The 17,748-nt window shown below is 50.1% G+C and carries 20 protein-coding genes and 2 pseudogenes; 18 read left to right on the top strand and 4 right to left on the bottom strand.

The features are described from left to right. The 18 genes and pseudogenes from ACJAZW_RS12060 to ACJAZW_RS12145 form a co-directional block, all read left to right on the top strand. A pseudogene (locus ACJAZW_RS12060) lies at positions 1-1,482 on the top strand (hypothetical protein); the annotation flags it as partial. Beyond that, positions 1,482-2,123: a hypothetical protein gene (locus ACJAZW_RS12065; protein WP_415158414.1), complete on the top strand. Its 642-nt coding sequence runs from the start codon at positions 1,482-1,484 to the stop codon at positions 2,121-2,123. The pseudogene ACJAZW_RS12060 and the gene ACJAZW_RS12065, both read left to right, overlap by 1 nt. Then, on the top strand, positions 2,123-2,701 hold the full coding sequence (locus tag ACJAZW_RS12070) for a hypothetical protein (RefSeq protein WP_415158416.1): 579 nt from the start codon (positions 2,123-2,125) through the stop codon (positions 2,699-2,701). The genes ACJAZW_RS12065 and ACJAZW_RS12070 overlap by 1 nt, the downstream gene beginning before the upstream one ends. 67 nt (positions 2,702-2,768) lie before the next feature. Then, entirely contained in the window at positions 2,769-2,981 is a 213-nt protein-coding gene (locus tag ACJAZW_RS12075) for a hypothetical protein (RefSeq protein WP_415158418.1), read from the top strand. A gap of 40 nt (positions 2,982-3,021) precedes the next feature. Further along, a complete protein-coding gene (locus tag ACJAZW_RS12080; protein ID WP_415158420.1) occupies positions 3,022-3,324 on the top strand; it encodes a DUF6950 family protein in 303 nt (100 codons plus the stop codon). Next, positions 3,324-5,975 carry a hypothetical protein gene (locus ACJAZW_RS12085; protein ID WP_415158422.1) on the top strand — a complete coding sequence of 884 codons (2,652 nt, stop codon included), beginning with the start codon at positions 3,324-3,326 and terminating at the stop codon, positions 5,973-5,975. Before ACJAZW_RS12080 ends, ACJAZW_RS12085 begins: the two co-directional genes overlap by 1 nt. Then, the gene (locus ACJAZW_RS12090; protein WP_415158424.1) at positions 5,975-6,334 is read left to right on the top strand and encodes a hypothetical protein; all 360 of its coding nucleotides are present in this window, start codon (positions 5,975-5,977) and stop codon (positions 6,332-6,334) included. Before ACJAZW_RS12085 ends, ACJAZW_RS12090 begins: the two co-directional genes overlap by 1 nt. After that, positions 6,334-6,684, top strand: coding sequence for a hypothetical protein (locus tag ACJAZW_RS12095; RefSeq protein ID WP_415158426.1), 351 nt, complete (start codon positions 6,334-6,336; stop codon positions 6,682-6,684). Before ACJAZW_RS12090 ends, ACJAZW_RS12095 begins: the two co-directional genes overlap by 1 nt. 3 nt (positions 6,685-6,687) lie before the next feature. Beyond that, a complete protein-coding gene (locus tag ACJAZW_RS12100; protein ID WP_415158428.1) occupies positions 6,688-7,179 on the top strand; it encodes a hypothetical protein in 492 nt (163 codons plus the stop codon). 12 nt (positions 7,180-7,191) lie between these two features. After that, complete coding sequence (locus ACJAZW_RS12105; protein WP_415158430.1) at positions 7,192-8,754, top strand: collagen-like protein; 1,563 nt, start codon at positions 7,192-7,194, stop codon at positions 8,752-8,754. A gap of 356 nt (positions 8,755-9,110) precedes the next feature. After that, a complete protein-coding gene (locus ACJAZW_RS12110; protein WP_415158432.1) occupies positions 9,111-10,103 on the top strand; it encodes a glycoside hydrolase family 19 protein in 993 nt (330 codons plus the stop codon). Then, positions 10,100-10,252, top strand: a complete 153-nt coding sequence (locus tag ACJAZW_RS12115) for a hypothetical protein (RefSeq protein ID WP_415158434.1) — start codon at positions 10,100-10,102, stop codon at positions 10,250-10,252. The genes ACJAZW_RS12110 and ACJAZW_RS12115 overlap by 4 nt, the downstream gene beginning before the upstream one ends. Further along, positions 10,252-10,731 carry a hypothetical protein gene (locus ACJAZW_RS12120; RefSeq protein ID WP_415158436.1) on the top strand — a complete coding sequence of 160 codons (480 nt, stop codon included), beginning with the start codon at positions 10,252-10,254 and terminating at the stop codon, positions 10,729-10,731. Before ACJAZW_RS12115 ends, ACJAZW_RS12120 begins: the two co-directional genes overlap by 1 nt. Before the next feature lie 59 nt (positions 10,732-10,790). Then, entirely contained in the window at positions 10,791-11,030 is a 240-nt protein-coding gene (locus ACJAZW_RS12125) for a hypothetical protein (protein WP_415158438.1), read from the top strand. A 133-nt stretch (positions 11,031-11,163) separates the two neighbouring features. Then, positions 11,164-11,547, top strand: coding sequence for a DNA adenine methylase (locus tag ACJAZW_RS12130; protein WP_415158440.1), 384 nt, complete (start codon positions 11,164-11,166; stop codon positions 11,545-11,547). Then, positions 11,544-11,741 (top strand): hypothetical protein, encoded by a 198-nt coding sequence (locus ACJAZW_RS12135; protein WP_415158442.1) that lies wholly within the window; start codon positions 11,544-11,546, stop codon positions 11,739-11,741. Before ACJAZW_RS12130 ends, ACJAZW_RS12135 begins: the two co-directional genes overlap by 4 nt. A gap of 41 nt (positions 11,742-11,782) precedes the next feature. Then, positions 11,783-12,226, top strand: a complete 444-nt coding sequence (locus ACJAZW_RS12140; RefSeq protein ID WP_415158444.1) for a hypothetical protein — start codon at positions 11,783-11,785, stop codon at positions 12,224-12,226. Positions 12,227-13,522: 1,296 nt separating this feature from the next. Further along, positions 13,523-15,007, top strand: coding sequence for a diguanylate cyclase domain-containing protein (locus tag ACJAZW_RS12145; protein ID WP_415158446.1), 1,485 nt, complete (start codon positions 13,523-13,525; stop codon positions 15,005-15,007). Here the strand turns inward: ACJAZW_RS12145 and hpaI are convergent. From hpaI to ACJAZW_RS12165, 4 genes and pseudogenes are all read right to left on the bottom strand, one after another. After that, complete coding sequence (gene hpaI / locus ACJAZW_RS12150; RefSeq protein WP_415158448.1) at positions 15,004-15,771, bottom strand: 4-hydroxy-2-oxoheptanedioate aldolase; 768 nt, start codon at positions 15,769-15,771, stop codon at positions 15,004-15,006. The genes ACJAZW_RS12145 and hpaI overlap by 4 nt on opposite strands. Before the next feature lie 18 nt (positions 15,772-15,789). Continuing rightward, positions 15,790-16,587, bottom strand: a complete 798-nt coding sequence (gene hpaH, locus ACJAZW_RS12155) for a 2-oxo-hept-4-ene-1,7-dioate hydratase (protein WP_415158450.1) — start codon at positions 16,585-16,587, stop codon at positions 15,790-15,792. Further along, positions 16,584-17,444 (bottom strand): fumarylacetoacetate hydrolase family protein, encoded by an 861-nt coding sequence (locus tag ACJAZW_RS12160; protein WP_415158452.1) that lies wholly within the window; start codon positions 17,442-17,444, stop codon positions 16,584-16,586. The genes hpaH and ACJAZW_RS12160 overlap by 4 nt, the downstream gene beginning before the upstream one ends. Then, positions 17,444-17,748: pseudogene (locus tag ACJAZW_RS12165) on the bottom strand (aspartate aminotransferase family protein); the annotation flags it as partial. The gene ACJAZW_RS12160 and the pseudogene ACJAZW_RS12165, both read right to left, overlap by 1 nt.

Genomic DNA, 17,748 nt, shown 5'->3' on the forward strand with positions numbered 1-17,748 from the left:
TTTGCGGCAGATCAAAAGCGAATTTCCATTGAAGCGCTGACAGATGGGTTAAAAGAACTCAACCTTAGGACTGACGAGTTCATCTACACAAAGGCTGGTCCGGCAAAAGAAGCATTTGAGCGGCTTGGATATACCACGGACGAATTGGCAGAAAAGCTTAAGAAGCCAGAAGATCTGCTCACTGAAATCATCGGACGTTTGGGTGACTTGGATGTCGCTGCACAAACCCGGATTGCGGACGAAATTTTTGGCGGCACCGCCGCTGAGCAATTTGTTCGGTTTATTGATGAGGGCGAAGAAGGATTGGAGGCGATGCGCGATCGAGCGCATGAGTTGGGAGTTGTTCTTAGCGATGAAGTTGGTGCCGCCGCTGGCGAAGTTGCCAAAGAGTTTGATCAGCTCATGCAGCGGTGGGACACATGGTGGAAGGGGTCTGTTATCGGCACCGTCCAGTTTTTCAAAGATCTGCAGTCGGATGAGTCTGCCTGGGAATACAATAAATTTATTGGCCGCACTGAAGAACAGGGGCGCTCCAAACTCGCCAACATGCTGTCGAGTGGGAACCTTGGCGATCCGCTTGTAGAATTTTTTAAACCAAGCAAAGACTATGATGCGTTCTACAGCTCGGACGCGAAGGTCAAACCCTATACATTGGATGACTTGTCGGCCTTTATGCAAAGCGCAATTCCGGGATTGCCGCCAGAACGACCAAAAGGTTTGGGTGCGGGCAAACCTCGTGCGAGTAGCAATCGTGGTCCTGAGATTTCGCAATATGAAAAGATCATTCAAGCCCTTGAACACGAGGCGCGCCTAATCGGCCAGACGCAACTCGAACAAGACATTTTAAACAACATCCGACGCGCGGGTGTTGATGTGATGAGTGATGAGGCGGCGCATATCCGCGAACAAATCACGGCGAACGATGCGTTGACGCAAGCGATTGAAGCGCAAGCGGCGGCGCAAGAGGAATTGCAGCGCCAAATCGAAGGTATGACCAGCGTGGCGATGTCTCATTATGATGCATTGATTGGCGGCGCAGAAAGTTTTGGTGACGCAATCATCGGCACCATTGAAGATATCGCCCAAGCATGGTTGCGCCAGCAAGTGCAGCAAGGCATGAACGCATTGTTTGGCGGCTTGATGGGTGGTCTATCTGGCGGCGGTGGGTTTCCAAATTTGTTTGGTGCTCGGGCCAACGGTGGTTTGATCCAGCCCAATCAACCCTATTTGGTCGGGGAGCGCGGCCCTGAAATTATTGTGCCGGGTCAACAGGGCGCGGTTATCCCAAACCATAGAGTTGCCAATTCTGGTGGCGGGGGCTCTATGTCTTTGAGTGTTTATGTAGACGGCGCGACTGGCAATAGTGAAATTCATGAATTGGTGGAAGCTGGTGTTGTTGCGGGCCTGTCGCAATATGACAGGGGCACGGATCGGCGGGTGGCCATGTCGCTGAAAAAGATCAAATTGAATAGGTTGACCTGATGGCAGAGATTATACAAATGCCCGCGGCGCGTTTTCCGGCATCGAGCTTCACGCTTGTGCATCCATCCAGCCAAAACCGTTTGCGATCTGGCGCTGTGCTTGGTTCGCGCATTGCACCATCATTTTGGCAGGCTAGCTTGACGACTGCTTTGTTGAACAGAACTACGCAAGGTCAATGGCAAAGCTTTTTTGATCAAGTAGGCCATGGAAATGCAATCACATATTTGCACGATCCTGCGCGAAAGTTCCCCGTCTCCTTTTCATCGTTTGTCGGAGTAAATGTTGCGGGCGGCGGTGCATTTGACGGTGCGGGAAACCTGTTCGCGATCACGGATTTGGTGACTATTGATGTCAATCAGCTGCCGTCGTTTTTTGTCCTGAAGCAAGGCGACTATTTTGGAATTGATACGGGCACTCGAAAGTCGCTGCATCGCATCACAAGTGATGTTGTAGGAAGTGCAGGGGGCGAAGCATCAATTGAGTTTCTGCCACCAATGAGTCTGTCGGTTGAGACAGGTGCTAGCATTGTATTTGAGAAACCAGAGGGTGAATTTGTGATCGATCAGTCTTCGATCAAGGGCTTAGAAAGTTCGATTGATGAGAACCGTGTTTCCTTTTCCGCAACCTCGCGAGCTGAATAATGGCGAGATCACTTTCGACTGAGTTCCAAGCGGTAATGAATGGTGATGATCGCCATTTGGTGGCGCTGTTTACGTTTGAATTTGCTACGACCTATGGGCTTTGGACTGGGGCAGGCGAAAAGCTGCACAATGGTGTGATTTATCGCGCGGCGGGCAGTGTGCTCGATGTGGATGAGATTGAGGAAAGCATAGATGGCTCGGTTGGCAGCATGGTGCTGAAGCTTAGCGCTTTGCCCGAAAAAGGGCTGACAGATGATGTGTTGATCCGTCTGTTTGATGAGGATTGGCACATGAGCAACGTGGCGGCGCAATTGGGAACGATCGATCCAAAAACGGGTGCCATTATTGAAACCACTAACTTGTTTCGTGGCCGGATCGAAGATGCTTCATTTGATGAAGATGAAACCAGCGTGATAACGGCGAACTGCGCGTCAACATCGATCGACCTTTCGGTGTCGGGTGGACTATATCGCAATGATGCCACGCAAAGGCAGATTGATCCAACAGATACCTCTTTGGTTGGCATCGGCACGCTAAATGGCGCAATTGACAAGGATGCACGGTGGGGGCAGGGTTAACCTGTATTGCAATTTAAGAACCAAGATGATCTCTGTGGATGTGTCAAATACACTTTAGGAGAACACTATGACTGCAAAACTGCAAATCTCTTTCGTTAGCGGAACTGAACGATTTTTTGTTGGCGATCCAAGCGAGCTATCAAGTGCGTACAATCAGATCCGCGTGAGAATGAAGGCTGGCGAGGGGAGCGGATGCATTTTCAACGACGGAAAAGGACAAGAACATGTTGTTAATGCAACAACGGTGGAGAGCATGGTGCTCTTCGGAGCAGAAGACTAATACCACATTCGAATGGGGCAGCGCTGATTGCGGCCATCACATGGCTGCGGCAGTGCGGGCCAAACACGGCGATGATCATCCAATTTTGGATTATTTGAGCCGATACAATGACAAGCGTAGTGCGCTGCGACTAATCAAAAATGAAGGCGGGATAGCAAATGTGTTGTCCCGCTTTTTTGTGGAGACCACACCATTGATGGCGCAAGATGGTGACATTGGGGTGGTGGAGCGCGGCGGCATTGAAGCTGGTTGCGTGGTGATGAATGGCAGTGCGGTGGGGCTTGATTTGTCTGGTTATTACCATTTGCCAATAACAGCTCTTTCTAGGGTTTTTCGGGTCTAATGATCAAACTCATATTTGTGACATTGTTGCTGGTCATTGGCATGACCGGGCAGGGCAACGCTGCGCCTTTGGTTGGGCTTGCGTTTGGTTCTGCATTCGCTTCAACTTTACCTGGCATTTTGTTGGGGTTGGCCGCGAATGTTGGCGCTAGCTATTTGCTCAACCAAGTGTTGGGCGGTCAAGGCGCTGCGGCAAATGACAATCAGGATCCGGCGCAAGTCTCGTTTGGTGAGCGTGTTGCACGGGGTGGGCAGATTGGGCGCAAGCGATTGGGTGGGCATTTTGTCCACTACAACGAATTTGACGATGCAAAGAAGGCGCAGCACGTCTATGTGTTGGCAGACCAGTGGTGTGATGACCTTGAAAGTGTCTATGTAAATGGTCGCCAGTACGACTTGATTGAAGTGGCGGGGCCATATGCCAACAATGAGGCGAGACGCTATCAGGTGGCCGATTATGGTACATTAATTGATATCCGGTTCCATGACGGTCGGCCCGGCCAGTTGGCCGATACTGAACTGATCACGCAAACGCCGGGATGGGATGCGGACCGGAAATATACCAATCAATGTTACGTTGCGGTGACGCTGACCAGCGACAAAGAGAAGTTCAATGGTCGCCCGGACTTCAAGTTCGTTCTGCGCGGGGCAAGACTGTATGACCCGCGCAAAGATACATCAGTTGGCGGTGCGGGTACGCATCGGTTTGATGATCCAACTACATGGGAATATAGCGCCAATCCTGCGGTGGGTGCCTATCATTTTAGTCGAGGTTTTTATGCGAATGGTCGGCGGGTCTTGGGCGCTCAACTTGCCTCGGCGGATATAGAGTTTGAAACCTATATCACCGCCATGAATGTGTGCGATGAGCAGGTGCAACGGCCGGATGGATCGTGGCGCAATCGGTATGAAGTGCATATGAGTTGGTTGGATACTGATCAGCCATCAAGTGTGCTTGATCGCATGTGCGCTGCCATGGGTGGACGGCGCGGTGAAAAGCAGGGCCGCATTGCCATTTTCGCTGGCAAGGCCAAAGTGCCTGTGTTGACTATTACCGATGGTGACTTGGTGCTTGATGCGCCAGTTCGTTATTCGCCAAAACGTCCGGGTGCTTTGCTGTTTTCCGGCATTCACGGCCTTTACACGCATTCGACTGAATTTACGCCAACACCATATGCAGCGCTCGAACCACCGGCATTTATTGCACAAGACAAACGCTCTGTAATGCAGCCGAGTGATTTGCCTGATGTGCAGGACGCGCACCAAGCCTATCTGCTGATCAAGCAGCAATTGTTTACAGCGCGGCTGCAAGCAACAGCGCAGCTTACGCTCGACATCAAAGATTTGATGTTGGAAGTGAATGATTGGATCGTTTGGGAAAGCGCAAGCTCACTGCGCGGTACCAAGACCTATGAAATCACCGCAACACAATTGAACTGGCAAACCGGGCGCTTGCAACTCAGCCTGCAACAGATTGATGCAACGGCCTATGCGGACGACGCTACTGCTGCTCAAGTCATAGAAGCGCCACGGCCACGGCCATTGTCGAGTTATCAGAAAGACGTGTTCGGCTTTGGCGTGAGTGCGGTGGCGTTGAGCGGTGCCAATGGGGAAAACCTGCCTGCGCTGAAATTTGTCTATAACCCGATTGTAGATCCCGCGATCCGTGGTCTTAAGATTGAGTATCGGGTTCTTGCAGATACAAAGCTGTTCAAGGCAACAGACACCAGTATTGGTGACGGAGAATTTTATGCCAGCGATGGCATTATGCCGGGGCTGACCTATGAGGCGCGGGCTGTTTTGGATGCGTTGCCTGGGCGTGAGGTGAATTGGACCAATTGGGTGCCAATCGATGTGCCAACCGGGCCAATGATTGTGGCTTTGCAGCCGGGGCAAGTGGATTACAGCCATCTGGCTCAAGACCTGGGCAATGTAGTGGGCGTATTGAATGCGACGGGTGCTGGATCGCTTTCGGCAACGCTTGATTACATCATCAATGAGCTTGAGCGCTTTGCATCTGAGGTGACCGGCGAAACGGTGAATGCCCATGTGCAGCGCCAATTGTTGCAAGTGAAAGTGGGTAGTGCGCTCAGTCAGATTTTGACCGAAAGCACCTTGCGCGCCAATGGCGACACAGCGCTTGCGGATTTGCTGGTGATTGTTTCGGCTGAGGTTGATGATGCAGCAGCTGCTATTTTGGTGGAACAAACTGCGCGGGCAGATGCGGACGGTGCTTTGGCGGTCTCACTGAATGAAACCATTGCGGCCATGGGCGATGCCTATGCGCAAGGTTTGTTCAAGATCGATGCGGTGGCGAATGGCGGTGGCACCGAAACCACAATGACGTTGAAAGCGCGGGCCAGCGATGGGTTGGGCTTTGTGGATACGGGTTTGCAAATCATCGCCAAAAGCGATGGCACAAGCCAGATTGTTTTGGTGGCTGAAGAAACGGTGATCATAGACGGCAACGGTGATTTGTTGGCGCTGTTCGGAGGTGATGGATTGATCAATTCGGCCTTCATTCCAAGTCTGACAGTCAGCGAGCTTTCTGCATTGTCAGCGGATTTGGGAGACATAACAGCAGGCAACATTACATTAGCTAGCGGCAAATTCCGGCTTGAAAGCGTGGGTCGTTTGGTGATTGCAGACTGATGGTTGATCGTGTTGTTTTGGGTATATTGCCCGGTGGCGGGTATGGCTTACGCGTGTCGAGACCGGGGTTCGATGCGAATAACCCAGCCCTTGTGGCCAATCAACTTGCTTTTGATAGCAGCGTTTATGATGCTGCCAATCTGATTGGGTTTGGCCAACTTGCAGGGGGGCAATCGGTCACTCTTTCAGGCTATGCAGAACCGCCATACATGCTTTGGGTTGAAAAACCTGTGAGCTATAGTTCATGGGCAGGACCGGACAGGTATTTGACGACCAGTTATGCTGTTGAGGTGGGCGTGGGTTCATTTTCGCTCGATGGCGCTCACCCTGGCGGTTTTTACGTTTTGTGGAGGCCTTGATGGTTGATAGAGTTCTTGTTGGCAAGCGCAGCACAAACGAATTTGGCTTGTTCGTTTCTAAGGCGGGTTTTGACGTAACGACCGCATTGGAAAGCAATCTGTTGCTGTCAACGAACACATCTACATTGCAGATCGTTGACAAAGGGGTTGTTTCCCCCTTGATCAGTGAGCAAGCACTTGTGTTGCCTGATGTGGGTTTTAAGCCATTCGTTATTTTGAATTGCGCGCGCTATCAAATTGGACTTCGATACACTTCAAATACGCTGGCCTATTTTAGACGATTTAGTGATCGTGGCGCATCGTTGAATGCCAACCTCTACTACTACGTTACAAACTTACCTTGGGGTTGAGACATGGACCGAGTTCTTTTGAACCAACAAGGTTTGATTATCTCAAAGCCCGGTGTCGATGTGAACGCCTCCAATTTTGGGCAGCAGATTTTCAACTCAGGCTTTTCTCAGTTGATGGAGTATCAGCGATTTACGCACAATAGTCCTTCAACTGGTTGGGTGAAAAACAACATTGGCGGCGCAGATGGTCGCAATTGGTGGTTCAAGAACTATGACATTGCATTCCCGAAAACGTTTGCCGACGTGCCTATGGTTTTTATTCTGGCAACCTTTGCGGCTGGCAGTAACACATATTGGTCTGGTCGCACATTTATGAATAGTGGATTGGGCCAATTCTTCTATGAAAATGGACAGTTTGGCTCAGCTTTCACAGAGGCTGTTTCGTTGAGCATCACGGTAAGTAACAACAAGCTGGCGGTATCAGCACAGACACAGGAATATGGAAATCCAACGGGCTTTTCTCTGAAATATCGAATACTCGAACAAACCCAATAGGCAATTCAGAACATGGCAGAAATTTACAGTGCAGGCACCGTTGATGCGGTGAACGGCAGCAAAACACTTGTGCTTGATGGTGGCGCGTGGACCAACTTGGTTGTGCGCAGTGGCGACATGGTTGTGGTTGCTGGCGACCACATCAATTTTGTTGAAACGGTTACAGACACCACGAATTTGGAAATGGCAATCGCCTTTGATGGCACGACCGCTAGTGATTTGGACTATGCAATTTTGCACGGCTCTTATGAGTGGGGGCTGCACCGCACACAAAACGAGTTGGTGGCGCAATATATCCAAGGGCTTGAAAACCCTGTTCGCATCCTCACGGGTTCTGGTGCACCGGATAATGGTGATGGAGATGACAACGGTCTTTATATCGACACTGGCAATGGTAACATGTACCTCAAAACGGACGGGGTTTGGGGTTTAGAATTAAATCTCAAGGGGCCGCAGGGTGATCAAGGTGATGTAGGTGATGTAGGCCCACAGGGAGACCCTGGCGCAGACGGATCAGACGGATTAAATGGAGCGGATGGTAATGATGGCGCAGATGGTGCAGATGGTGCAGATGGCCTAAACGGTCTCTTGTCTGCCGCGCAAACGGTAAAAACTGCTGATTACACGATTGTGTTTGGCGACAAGGGCAAAACCTTAATCGCCAACAAGGCAACGGCGATCAGTTTTGATTTTGCCACCGCTGCAATCCTGACCAGCGACTTTATGTTGATTGTAAAGAATGAGGGGGTGGGCACGTTAACGCTTGATCCCAACGGCGCGGAAACGATTGATGGCGCATCATCATTGGATTTGGCTCAGGGCAACAGCCTTATCATTTATTCTGACGGCACCAACTTGCGTACCGCATTGGCTGGGGGTGTGGCAACAGGGGTAGCAGCCTATGATGCGTTGGTGACTAAGGGCGCTAACATTGCTTCTGCCACAACTACCGACCTTTCGACTGCAACGGGTGATTTTGTTGACGTAACAGGGACAACAACAATCACGGGTCTAGGCACTGCGGATGCAGGTGTGACGCGTACCGTCAGGTTCACAGGAATTTTGACATTAACGTATAATGCGACTTCATTAATACTGTATTCCGGCAAGGACATTACCACTTACAACGGCCTTGTAATGGAGTTTCGATCTCTTGGTAGTGGCAATTGGGTAGAAGTTAGCCAAACCCCAGCCTATTTCACCTTTACGCCAGCCCCTTCATTTGGAGGTGGGTCGGTCGGCCTTGCTGGCACGTTCACGGGGTTTGGGCGAAAACTAGGCAACTTTGTTACACTTTGGGCTAGATGCATTCTTACCTCCAAGGGGTCGTCAACAGGGTCATTCGCATTTGGAGGATTTGGCGAAATAGCCAGTCCAGATCTTGCCTATTGGGCAGGCTCTTCCACAAAGCTTTCTAATTTTGTCTCTCTGGTCGCAGGAGCAAACGTCTATATGACTGGCGGCGAAAATGTTGTGCGTTTGGAGGCACCAACCACTGCTGGTTCTACCGACCTAACTCATGTTAATTTTTCAGATACCACGGAGTTTTCCATAGAGATTAGTTATAGGGTTTAATTAGTCCAGCTTAACTTTTCGAATGTCAGTGTTCTGGGCAATTATTGCAAGTAAGCCAATGACGACACCTGCACATAGGATCAGCGCGCCGACATCAGTTGCCCTGCCGGGAGATGTAAAAGGGAAAAACTGTCTAGCGGCTATATTGTAGGCTTCGCCTTGAAAGCTAGTTGATACATAGACACCGAGGCCAAATTGAGCTGCACCCAATATAACCATTGCCCACGAAATTATTCTGCCAAGAAATATCATTATCAAGAATGCCCATGCTGTTTTGGTCGAAGAATAAGATAGCTGAGTAGATTGTCAACGCCGCCAGTGAGCGGCTTTTTTTATACCCAAAATTGGAGTTTACCATGCAGCTCACAGCAGCTCACCTTAAGGCAATCGCCTTGGGGCCAACAGACATGTCCAACATTCACTCGATTGTTGACGCAACAAATAAATACGGCTCTGAGTTTGGCATGCTGGTGCCACACCGTTTGGCTCATTTCATTGCTCAGTTGGGTGGTGAAAGTGCAGGTTTTCGGTATGACCGAGAAATCTGGGGGCCAACGGCAGCACAGCGTCGATATGACGTTCGTACGGATCTAGGCAATACACCGGAGCGAGACGGGGACGGCAAAAAGAACGCCGGACGTGGCCCAATTCAGGTAACTGGTGGATATAACATCGGCGAGTTTTTCAAGTGGTGCAATGCCAAAGGTTTTAATCCGCCAAATTTCGTCGATAATCCAGACTTGATCAATACAGACCCTTGGGAGGGTCTAAGTGCGATTTGGTATTGGGAAACTCGCAACCTCAACAAGTGGGCAGACCAAAATGATATTGAGACAATCCGCAAGCGGGTGAATGGTGGACTGAATGGATATGATCTAGTCCTGACTTACTACACTCGCGCGGGCCTTGTTCTACTCGGCCGCAATATTGGGAAAACCTCGAAGACATTTGAAAATGCCGTTCGTAAGTTCCAAGAGCAAGCCAAAGCCGATGGAACGTACAAGGGCGAGGTTGATGGCGACGATGGCCCTAAGACGCGCGCAGCGCTTCATACGGCACTTGTGGCCATTGGGAAAGCCAAGGGCACTCAGGCGGCTCCTGTGGTCGTTGACAAGCCCGTAAACGTTCCTGTCGAGCCAAAGGGTGTGACGAAGCCTGGTAAAGACATTTGGACGTTGGTCGTTACTTTTGTCGCCGGAACTTTTGCAACGTTCGCAAATTTGGCGCTTCCAATGCAAATCGCAATTTTTGCCTTTTTTGTCGTGGGGCTAATTCTCATTGCAACTGGTCGTTGGAATTTGGCCAAGAGCGCAAAAGAGATCAAGGCAGCGATTGAGGCGGCGACATGATCTCAAAAATCAAAACATGGCTGATCGCGGTTGCTGGAGCATTTGTCCTGGCCATTTTTGTAGGTGTGATCGGCTGGGGATTGTGGCGTTATCGAGACGTGCTGGTCCGCCGGTTGAATTCAATCCAAAACATAAAGGTAGATGTGTGATGCAGTTTCTTACTTTGATAGGCGGTTTTTTTCTAAAGTTCTTTGGCGGCGGATTGGGCAAGGACATGATTGCCGGGTTAAACCAAGCTCACCGTGATCGCCTGAACGCCAAAAATGATTTCGACCGCATTGCCGCTGATAAGGCCGTTGCGTTTTGGGAGCAACAAGTGGTCGCCTATCGATCGGCAAATGCTGAAGGCACTGAACGGCAAAAGTTCAAAATGAACCACAAAGTGTTTTGGTTCATTCTTGGCTCTGCTTTGTTGCCAGGACTTAGCACGTTCGGGTTGTTGGCGATTTACAATGTGCTGTGGCACAAAATGGGCATCTGGCCGCAATATTGGTCCATTGCTGCTTTTCCGCCGCCATATGACGAATTCTCGCGCATGGCAATGGAATGGCTGTTTGATCCGGTCAAAGTTGCCCTATCGACCGGCACTGCTGCCGCTGGCGGTTTTCTGACCGGCAAACGCACATAATTTTTGGCGCGGAGATCTTCGCGCCTATTCTCATACTCAAAAATGATAGGGCTGGCTTTATGAGCGGGGCAGTGACGTGGGAAATTGTATCGTTGATCGGTGGCGTTGGCATCATGATCGTAACGATAGTGAGCTGGTCGTTTCGGGTGATCTCAATCCTTAGAAAAGAGATTGCCGAGCATAAGCTTTATGCCGCCAACCATTACGCCACCAAAGATGGGGTCAACCAAGAATTGGAAAAATTCCGACAGTCGATTGATCGTTTGATTGATCGGATTGATCGGGCGTTGGAGAAGTAGCGGAGTAGGCAGCGCGTCAACGCTGCCTAACCGGGCAATAGTCGCAAAATCGTCCCGGTCCAATCAAGTATTACCTTAAAAATCGGCTCCGCCAGTGCTAGCTAGCGCAGCGATTATTAGGTTCAATTTCTTTATGAATAGTCAATTTACGCCGGTTCGCCCGGTCAGCACACCTGCGCCTTATCAGGGCGGCAAGCGCGCCCTTGCGCCTAAAATTGTTGAACGCATCAACCGTGTGCCGCACAAGCTTTATGTAGAAGTGTTTGTGGGCATGGGTGGCGTGTTCTTCAAACGCGACCACCAACCACAAGCCGAGGTCATTAACGACAAGAGCGGTGATGTGGTCAATCTGTTCCGCATTCTTCAGCGCCACTATGTGCCGTTCATGGATTTTTTGCGTTACCAACTGACATCGCGCAAAGAGTTCGAACGGTTGGTCAATGTAGACCCAGTAACGCTGACTACGGCAAAGAAGTATTCTCACGCGCTGACTTCAAGCGGATATCGGACAAGATGAATTCAATGCGGGGTCGCGCCATTCTATCGCTCAACGACACACCGGGTGTGCGAGAAACCTTTGATGGCCTGAATATGGAAACGTTCGATCTGCAATACACCATTGGCCAAGCGTCGGCTGGACCCAAAGAAGTTACTGAGGTGCTGATTTACAATTTTGACCTGCCGGACGAGGGATTGTTGGGACTGCTCTAATTCGGTTTGTTCCATTTTTGTTCTCATGATATGTATTGAATATGAGAACAGCAATAAAGACATTGGGGGAAGCCAAGAGGCTAGGCATTCGGATGGTTGCCGTGTGCCACAATATGGAGTGCCGCTATAGCCGCGCTGTTGACCTTGATTCGGTTATTTCACGTGTTGGTCAGTTGCACCGTATCCTGCCAGTGCTGTCAGTGAAGCACTTTAGCGAACGCTTGGTCTGCCCAAATTGCAGCCATCGGGGCATGTTTGTTTGGACAGCGGTGAACGATGATGTTGACCCGCAAATTGTTGATCCGCTTTTCAGTATTATGGAGTGGGATGAGCGAGGGCACTGCCAGCCCATTTGCCAAACAAAGAGCTTCAAGATTGCGGTGGCAGCATATGATGTCGCAATGTTGGAAGATCCTCGCAAGCATATAACGTTGCAGGAACGAGCAAGACTGTTGAAGGACAGCAGGGCGAAGTGTGTGGGTTAGTTTTTCACCGCTCCAAATGCGATACTTATTGTGATACCTATTGTGATACAAATGACTATTGAGTTGAAGTAACTAATTGAAATATAAGGATACTGGTTTACATTCGATTCCCTCTACCCGCTCCAAATTTCTCCTAAAACATCAATAAAAACAATCAGTTACGATCTTTGTGGCGTGCGGTTGCACGTTGGGTGACAGGTTGGAGTCTAAACAAGAATTTCAGCACTGGATGCAGCTGGGGAGCGCCCATCATTATGTATTTCAAACCTGATCCCGGCTCAAGGCCGGGAATGGTCCTGAGGGACGCACTTTGTCTTTGTTACGGCTGCAAGCGTGAGCCTTGTACAGGTCCGGGATGGTGCAGGGATGGTTTGTAAAATATGTCCTTGCACCGCCCCGCACTTGATCCGGGGTCACATTGGTATGATGCATTTCCCCCCACCCTTAATCCCTCCCCACAAAGGGGGAGGGAAACCTCTTCCGCATTAAGCGCGGCCTATAACTGCAATCAAGAGATAATTTGCCCTCGTCACCCTCGTGCTGGACACGAGGGTCCATTGTGGGATTGCAAGTGCAGGTCGAGTGAAGACCAAACACCACCTCCTTTTGGCCTCCCCGGACGACGAAGTGGCGTTCACGCCACGCAAGGCTGATCCGGGGTCACCTTTCTTCTCAGTATATAGCGTCGCTCTGCACAGCCTCTAATTGGCTGATTTGAGTACATCCCAGTACTTTGCTAGAATAATTATTGTGGAGGAAAATATCATGAGGATACCAGCATTTTTGACATTGTGTGCCACCAGCGGCGTTCTGGTTTTTGGCAGTGTGGCGTTCGCGAACCGGCCTTCTCAATGGCAGTATAATACCAACAATGGTCGGGTTAGCGTTTATCAGAATATTACCCATTGTAACGCGCACCTTTCCCAAGGTTGCTCCTCGGAAGAGTGGTGCAATATAACGCGCTACACCAGTGCGGCCAACAGAACGAAAATGATCGAAGAATACAATAATTATGGAACTGTCATCATTTACAACCAAGGAACAAACACTGAAGTCTGTCGGGAAAAACGCTAACTCAGGCGTGTTTTACTGTAGCTGACATCGGCTATAAAAGGTTTTTTGTCGCGGGGGCAGGCTACGATTTTTCGGGCTATGCTGCTGTTCGCCATGGCTGTTTTTTTCGGTTTTCAGTGCTGTCTGGATCATTGCATTTAACTCAATAAAAACCATCTCGATTAGCGCCGGATTCAACACTGTTGCTTAGAATGCCCCGTGAAAACTCGGGGAAATCTAATCATGCCTTCAACAAAAAACGGTTTGAAGTTCAATCTAGCGTTGGGCATTTACGTCTTATGTGCTGCAATTGTCGTGGGTTTTGCTGGGTCAAATTTTTATGTTCTGATCACCGCTGGTAAAGCTGCGAATGGGGTCCAGTTTGAAGCGGAGGCTAACCTTGTTGACAAGGAAATTAAACTTCAATTGCAGGACCTGGCCGACGATCAATCCGAGATATCTTATTGGGATAAAACGGTTTTCGCGTTTTACGGTCGCGAAATTGACATGGAATTTGTTGAAGATGAAATTGTTAATGGCAGTTGGGATGAAGCTGAGTTAGAGCACGTCATTGTGGTGGATCAGTCGGGTAACCCGAAGGTTACGATCTTTCGGGATCAACTGATGGACCCAAATGACGGACTTGAGAATATTGTCGCCAATTTCGACCTTATCCAACGGGCGCGCACCAAATATTTTGCCAACCGCAAAGCGCGGGGCAAAGGGTTTGTGAGCATTGGCGATCCTGTTTGGTCAAAGAATGCGATCTATGCGGCGGATTATCGGATTGTTGAAGGACAGCTCGGTATGGCTGTCGCGCAAGCGATTGTGCCGGACATTTTGGAGGTCCTACCAGATGGAAACCCATATGTTCTGTTCACATTCCGTCCGTTAAACAAGTTCACTTTTGCGCAAGTGCGAGACCAATTGGGTCTTAACCGTTTTTCGATTGTTGCGCAGTCAGAAGCAAATCCGGAACTCGAACAGATAGTTATTGGCGGGATTGCCAATGAAAAAATAGTGGCAGTTTGGGCGGCAACCAAACCTTCAATGAATATTTGGGAAAAAACGCTGCCGATCTTGGGTAGCCTTTTGGCGATGATCACGATTGGCCTGGGGTTTATTGGATATCGCTACAGTAAAGTTTTGACGCGCATACAGGTGAGCGAAGCGCGCAATCGGTTTATGGCGGAGCATGACGCCCTAACCGGGCTGCCAAATCGCCTACAATTTGACAATGAGCTGGACAAAATCATCGCGAAAGGCGAGTTGGATCGATGCGCCATCATTTGTACGGATTTGGACAAATTCAAGGACGTCAATGACACATATGGCCACCAAGCTGGTGATGCGGTCATTAAAACTGTGGCAAGACGCATTTCTGAAGTGGTGGGGCGAAAAGGAATGGCAGCCCGCATCGGGGGCGACGAGTTCATCATCCTTTTGCGCGATGGCTTGGATGAAGCAAGCGTGATGATGCTGTGCGATACGATCATCGACGCCGTGTGCGAAGAAGTCATATTCGACAATGGCTCTGCGTGTGTTGGTGCCAGTATAGGCGTTGCCTGGTGGCCCGATGATGCGTTAACGGCCAAAACGGTTATCCGCAGCGCGGATCAGGCGCTTTACCGCGCCAAAGAGCTTGGCCGTGGGCAGGCGGTCCGCGCTGCCGCTCCAAACGATAGCCCTGATCGCCGCAATACGATTGATCGCCGCAAATTCGTTTAGGTTTTGTACGTGGCGGCCAAGCTGCGCATCGCGTTCGCGTAGGCTGTCACATCAATTCCAACGGCGACAAATGTTGCGCCTAAGTCCATGCATCGACGAGCAAATGTTTCATCTAATGTGAGAATGCCTGCGGCTTTGTCAGAAGCGGCGATTTTTACAATTGCGTCTTCAATTGCTTTGATCACTTTGGGCTCTTTTGGCTTGCCCAAATATCCCATATCGGCCGCCAAATCGGCGGGGCCGATAAACACACCATCAATGCCATCCACCGCTAAAATCTCATCGAGTGCGTCCAACCCAGCTTGGCTTTCTACTTGAACCAAAAGGCAAATTTCATCTCCTGCGGTTGTTAGATAGTCCGCAATGTCCCCAAAATTTGACGCGCGGGCGAGGGAGGAACCAACGCCGCGCACGCCCATTGGTGGGTAGTGGCAAGCCTTGACCAGCTCTTTAGCTTGGGCTGCACTTTCGACCATCGGAATGAGGATGGTTTGTGCACCAGCATCAAGAAATTGTTTGATCATCCAAGTCTCACCAATCGGCAAGCGAACGGCTGCATTTGACGGTGATTTCTCGATGATTTGCAGTTGGGTGAGGATGGAGCGAAGGTCGTTTGGGGCGTGTTCGCCATCGACCAAAAGCCAATCAAATCCAGCACTTGCGGCAATTTCTGCGCAATAAGAATCGGCTAAACCTAGCCAGCAGCCGATTTGGATATTGCCTGCTTTAAGGGCGGCTTTGAATTGATTCTTTGGAGCTGGCATATGGTTATTCCTTGAGAACTAAAATGTGCAACTAACGTGGCCAAACGGGCCGAAATCGGCGTGAATATGATCGCCAAATTGGGTTTCAACGGGCCGAATGAAAGAACCTGAAAGCACCACGTCACCCGCGCTAATGGATTGATTATATTGCGCTAAACGGTCGGCGAGCCACACGATACCCATCACCGGATCGTTAAGAACGCCAGCGCCGAGGCCGGTTTCTTCAACCTCATCATTTTTGGTGACGATGGCCCCGACCCAACGTAGGTCAAATGCATTGATTTTATGCTTTTGGGTGCCCAAAACCACGCCTGCATTGGCGGCATTGTCGGCGATGGTGTCAAAAATCTTGCGGTTTGTCCCCGTGTTCGGGTCTTGGCGCATAATGCGGGTATCAAGAATTTCTAGGGATGGGCAGACAAAATCGGTGGCCGCTAAAACCTGCTCGCGGGTGGTGTTTGGCCCGGTTAGCGGGGCTTTCATCACAAAGGCGATCTCCGCTTCGATCCGCGGTTGAATGAAACGATCTTGCGGAATTTGGTCCCCATTGTCGAAAAACATATCCTCGAACAGGATGCCGCTATCAGGGATATCGATGCCCAAGGCAGACTGCATGGCTTTTGAGGTGAGGCCGATCTTCCAGCCGCGTTGTTTGCCACCATTTGAAAGCTTTCTATCCACGTAGGCAGATTGAACTTCATAGGCGTTGTCCATACTCATTTCAGGGTGATCCATTGAAATCAAGCCGATTTGTTGGCGCGATTTCTCCGCTGCAAACAAGGCGTTAGCGGCGTTTTGGATCTGATCGGGCCTCATTGCTCGTCCTCAATAGTATTGATGAGGGTGCCGATGCCAGAGACCTCGATTTCTACTTTATCCCCGGGCTTTAAATATTGCGGCGGATCGAGCCGCGCGCCGGCGCCGGTTGGGGTGCCTGTGATGATGATATCCCCGGGCTCAAGGGTGGTGAATGTGGAGATATATTCGATCTGTTTGCGGATTGGGAAGAGCATGCGCGACGTGTTATCTTGCTGGCGCACTTCGCCGTTTACGCGGGTAATAATCTCAGCGTTTTCAAGCTGTTGTGGGTCAGTGAACGGCACCAGCCAAGGGCCGATTGCGCCCGATTGGTCAAAGTTTTTGCCTTGGGTGACATTGAACTTTGCGTGTCGCACCCAATCGCGAATTGTGCCTTCGTTACAAATGGTTAGGGCTGCGATGTGATTTAAAGAGTCGGCCTGGCTGATGTGGCGGCCGCCTTTGCCGATGACGATGGCAATTTCGCCTTCATAATCAAGCTGATGCGAGGCTTTGGGGCGAATGAGCGGTAGGTTATGCCCGGTAAAAGAGCTCGGGAAACGCACGAACAAAGACATGTTTGGGGGTGCGTCTTGACCGTCCTTATATTCTTCATTTCGGGCGGGGAAATTGACACCGACGCAAATAATTTTGCCCGGATTTGGTACCGGAATGTCCAGTTTTGTCCCGTCAATGTCCCGGGAACGTGCCAGTTTTTGTGCCAATTCAAGCGCCTGATTTTGGGCGTTGGCGCGGAACAGGTCCACCAACGTGCCAAACCGCACCATTTCAGGCGATAAATCGACGATATTTTGACCGTCAGTTGCCCCCCACATGGGGGTGCCATCGATGGTGTAGGAGACAAATTTGTCCATCATAATTGCGCCGCCATCTCTGTGATCACGTCATAGGCAAAATCAATATCGGCCTGTTCCATATCGAATGAACCGCATTGGAACCGAATGACAAATTTGCCATCGATTTTTGTTTGGGTCAGGTAGATGCGGCCGTCATTGTTGATGTTGGTCAAGAGGCGCAAATTGAGATCATCCAAATCGGATGTACCTTTTGGCGCAAAGCGGAAACTGAACAAAGACAACATCGGTTCTGTGATCATCTCGAAGTCAGCATGGTCTTCAAGTCGTTTGTACAATTTGTCGGACCATGACACGTGGTTGC

Source organism: Maritalea sp. (genome assembly GCF_047634455.1).
Classification (GTDB): Bacteria; Pseudomonadota; Alphaproteobacteria; order Rhizobiales; family Devosiaceae; genus Maritalea.

Excerpts from the sequence above, each read along its gene's own strand:
- ACJAZW_RS12100 (WP_415158428.1), top strand. The coding sequence starts at position 6,688 with ATGGACCGAGTTCTTTTGAACCAACAAGGTTTGATTATCTCAAAGCCC.
- ACJAZW_RS12125 (WP_415158438.1), top strand. The coding sequence starts at position 10,791 with ATGAGCGGGGCAGTGACGTGGGAAATTGTATCGTTGATCGGTGGCGTT.
- ACJAZW_RS12135 (WP_415158442.1), top strand. The coding sequence starts at position 11,544 with ATGAATTCAATGCGGGGTCGCGCCATTCTATCGCTCAACGACACACCG.
- ACJAZW_RS12110 (WP_415158432.1), top strand. The coding sequence starts at position 9,111 with ATGCAGCTCACAGCAGCTCACCTTAAGGCAATCGCCTTGGGGCCAACA.
- hpaH (WP_415158450.1), bottom strand. The coding sequence starts at position 16,587 with ATGAGGCCCGATCAGATCCAAAACGCCGCTAACGCCTTGTTTGCAGCG.
- ACJAZW_RS12160 (WP_415158452.1), bottom strand. The coding sequence starts at position 17,444 with ATGGACAAATTTGTCTCCTACACCATCGATGGCACCCCCATGTGGGGG.
- ACJAZW_RS12085 (WP_415158422.1), top strand. The coding sequence starts at position 3,324 with ATGATCAAACTCATATTTGTGACATTGTTGCTGGTCATTGGCATGACC.
- ACJAZW_RS12145 (WP_415158446.1), top strand. The coding sequence starts at position 13,523 with ATGCCTTCAACAAAAAACGGTTTGAAGTTCAATCTAGCGTTGGGCATT.
- ACJAZW_RS12130 (WP_415158440.1), top strand. The coding sequence starts at position 11,164 with ATGAATAGTCAATTTACGCCGGTTCGCCCGGTCAGCACACCTGCGCCT.
- ACJAZW_RS12080 (WP_415158420.1), top strand. The coding sequence starts at position 3,022 with ATGGCTGCGGCAGTGCGGGCCAAACACGGCGATGATCATCCAATTTTG.
- ACJAZW_RS12140 (WP_415158444.1), top strand. The coding sequence starts at position 11,783 with ATGAGAACAGCAATAAAGACATTGGGGGAAGCCAAGAGGCTAGGCATT.
- ACJAZW_RS12115 (WP_415158434.1), top strand. The coding sequence starts at position 10,100 with ATGATCTCAAAAATCAAAACATGGCTGATCGCGGTTGCTGGAGCATTT.
- ACJAZW_RS12075 (WP_415158418.1), top strand. The coding sequence starts at position 2,769 with ATGACTGCAAAACTGCAAATCTCTTTCGTTAGCGGAACTGAACGATTT.
- ACJAZW_RS12090 (WP_415158424.1), top strand. The coding sequence starts at position 5,975 with ATGGTTGATCGTGTTGTTTTGGGTATATTGCCCGGTGGCGGGTATGGC.
- hpaI (WP_415158448.1), bottom strand. The coding sequence starts at position 15,771 with ATGCCAGCTCCAAAGAATCAATTCAAAGCCGCCCTTAAAGCAGGCAAT.
- ACJAZW_RS12120 (WP_415158436.1), top strand. The coding sequence starts at position 10,252 with ATGCAGTTTCTTACTTTGATAGGCGGTTTTTTTCTAAAGTTCTTTGGC.
- ACJAZW_RS12065 (WP_415158414.1), top strand. The coding sequence starts at position 1,482 with ATGGCAGAGATTATACAAATGCCCGCGGCGCGTTTTCCGGCATCGAGC.
- ACJAZW_RS12095 (WP_415158426.1), top strand. The coding sequence starts at position 6,334 with ATGGTTGATAGAGTTCTTGTTGGCAAGCGCAGCACAAACGAATTTGGC.
- ACJAZW_RS12105 (WP_415158430.1), top strand. The coding sequence starts at position 7,192 with ATGGCAGAAATTTACAGTGCAGGCACCGTTGATGCGGTGAACGGCAGC.
- ACJAZW_RS12070 (WP_415158416.1), top strand. The coding sequence starts at position 2,123 with ATGGCGAGATCACTTTCGACTGAGTTCCAAGCGGTAATGAATGGTGAT.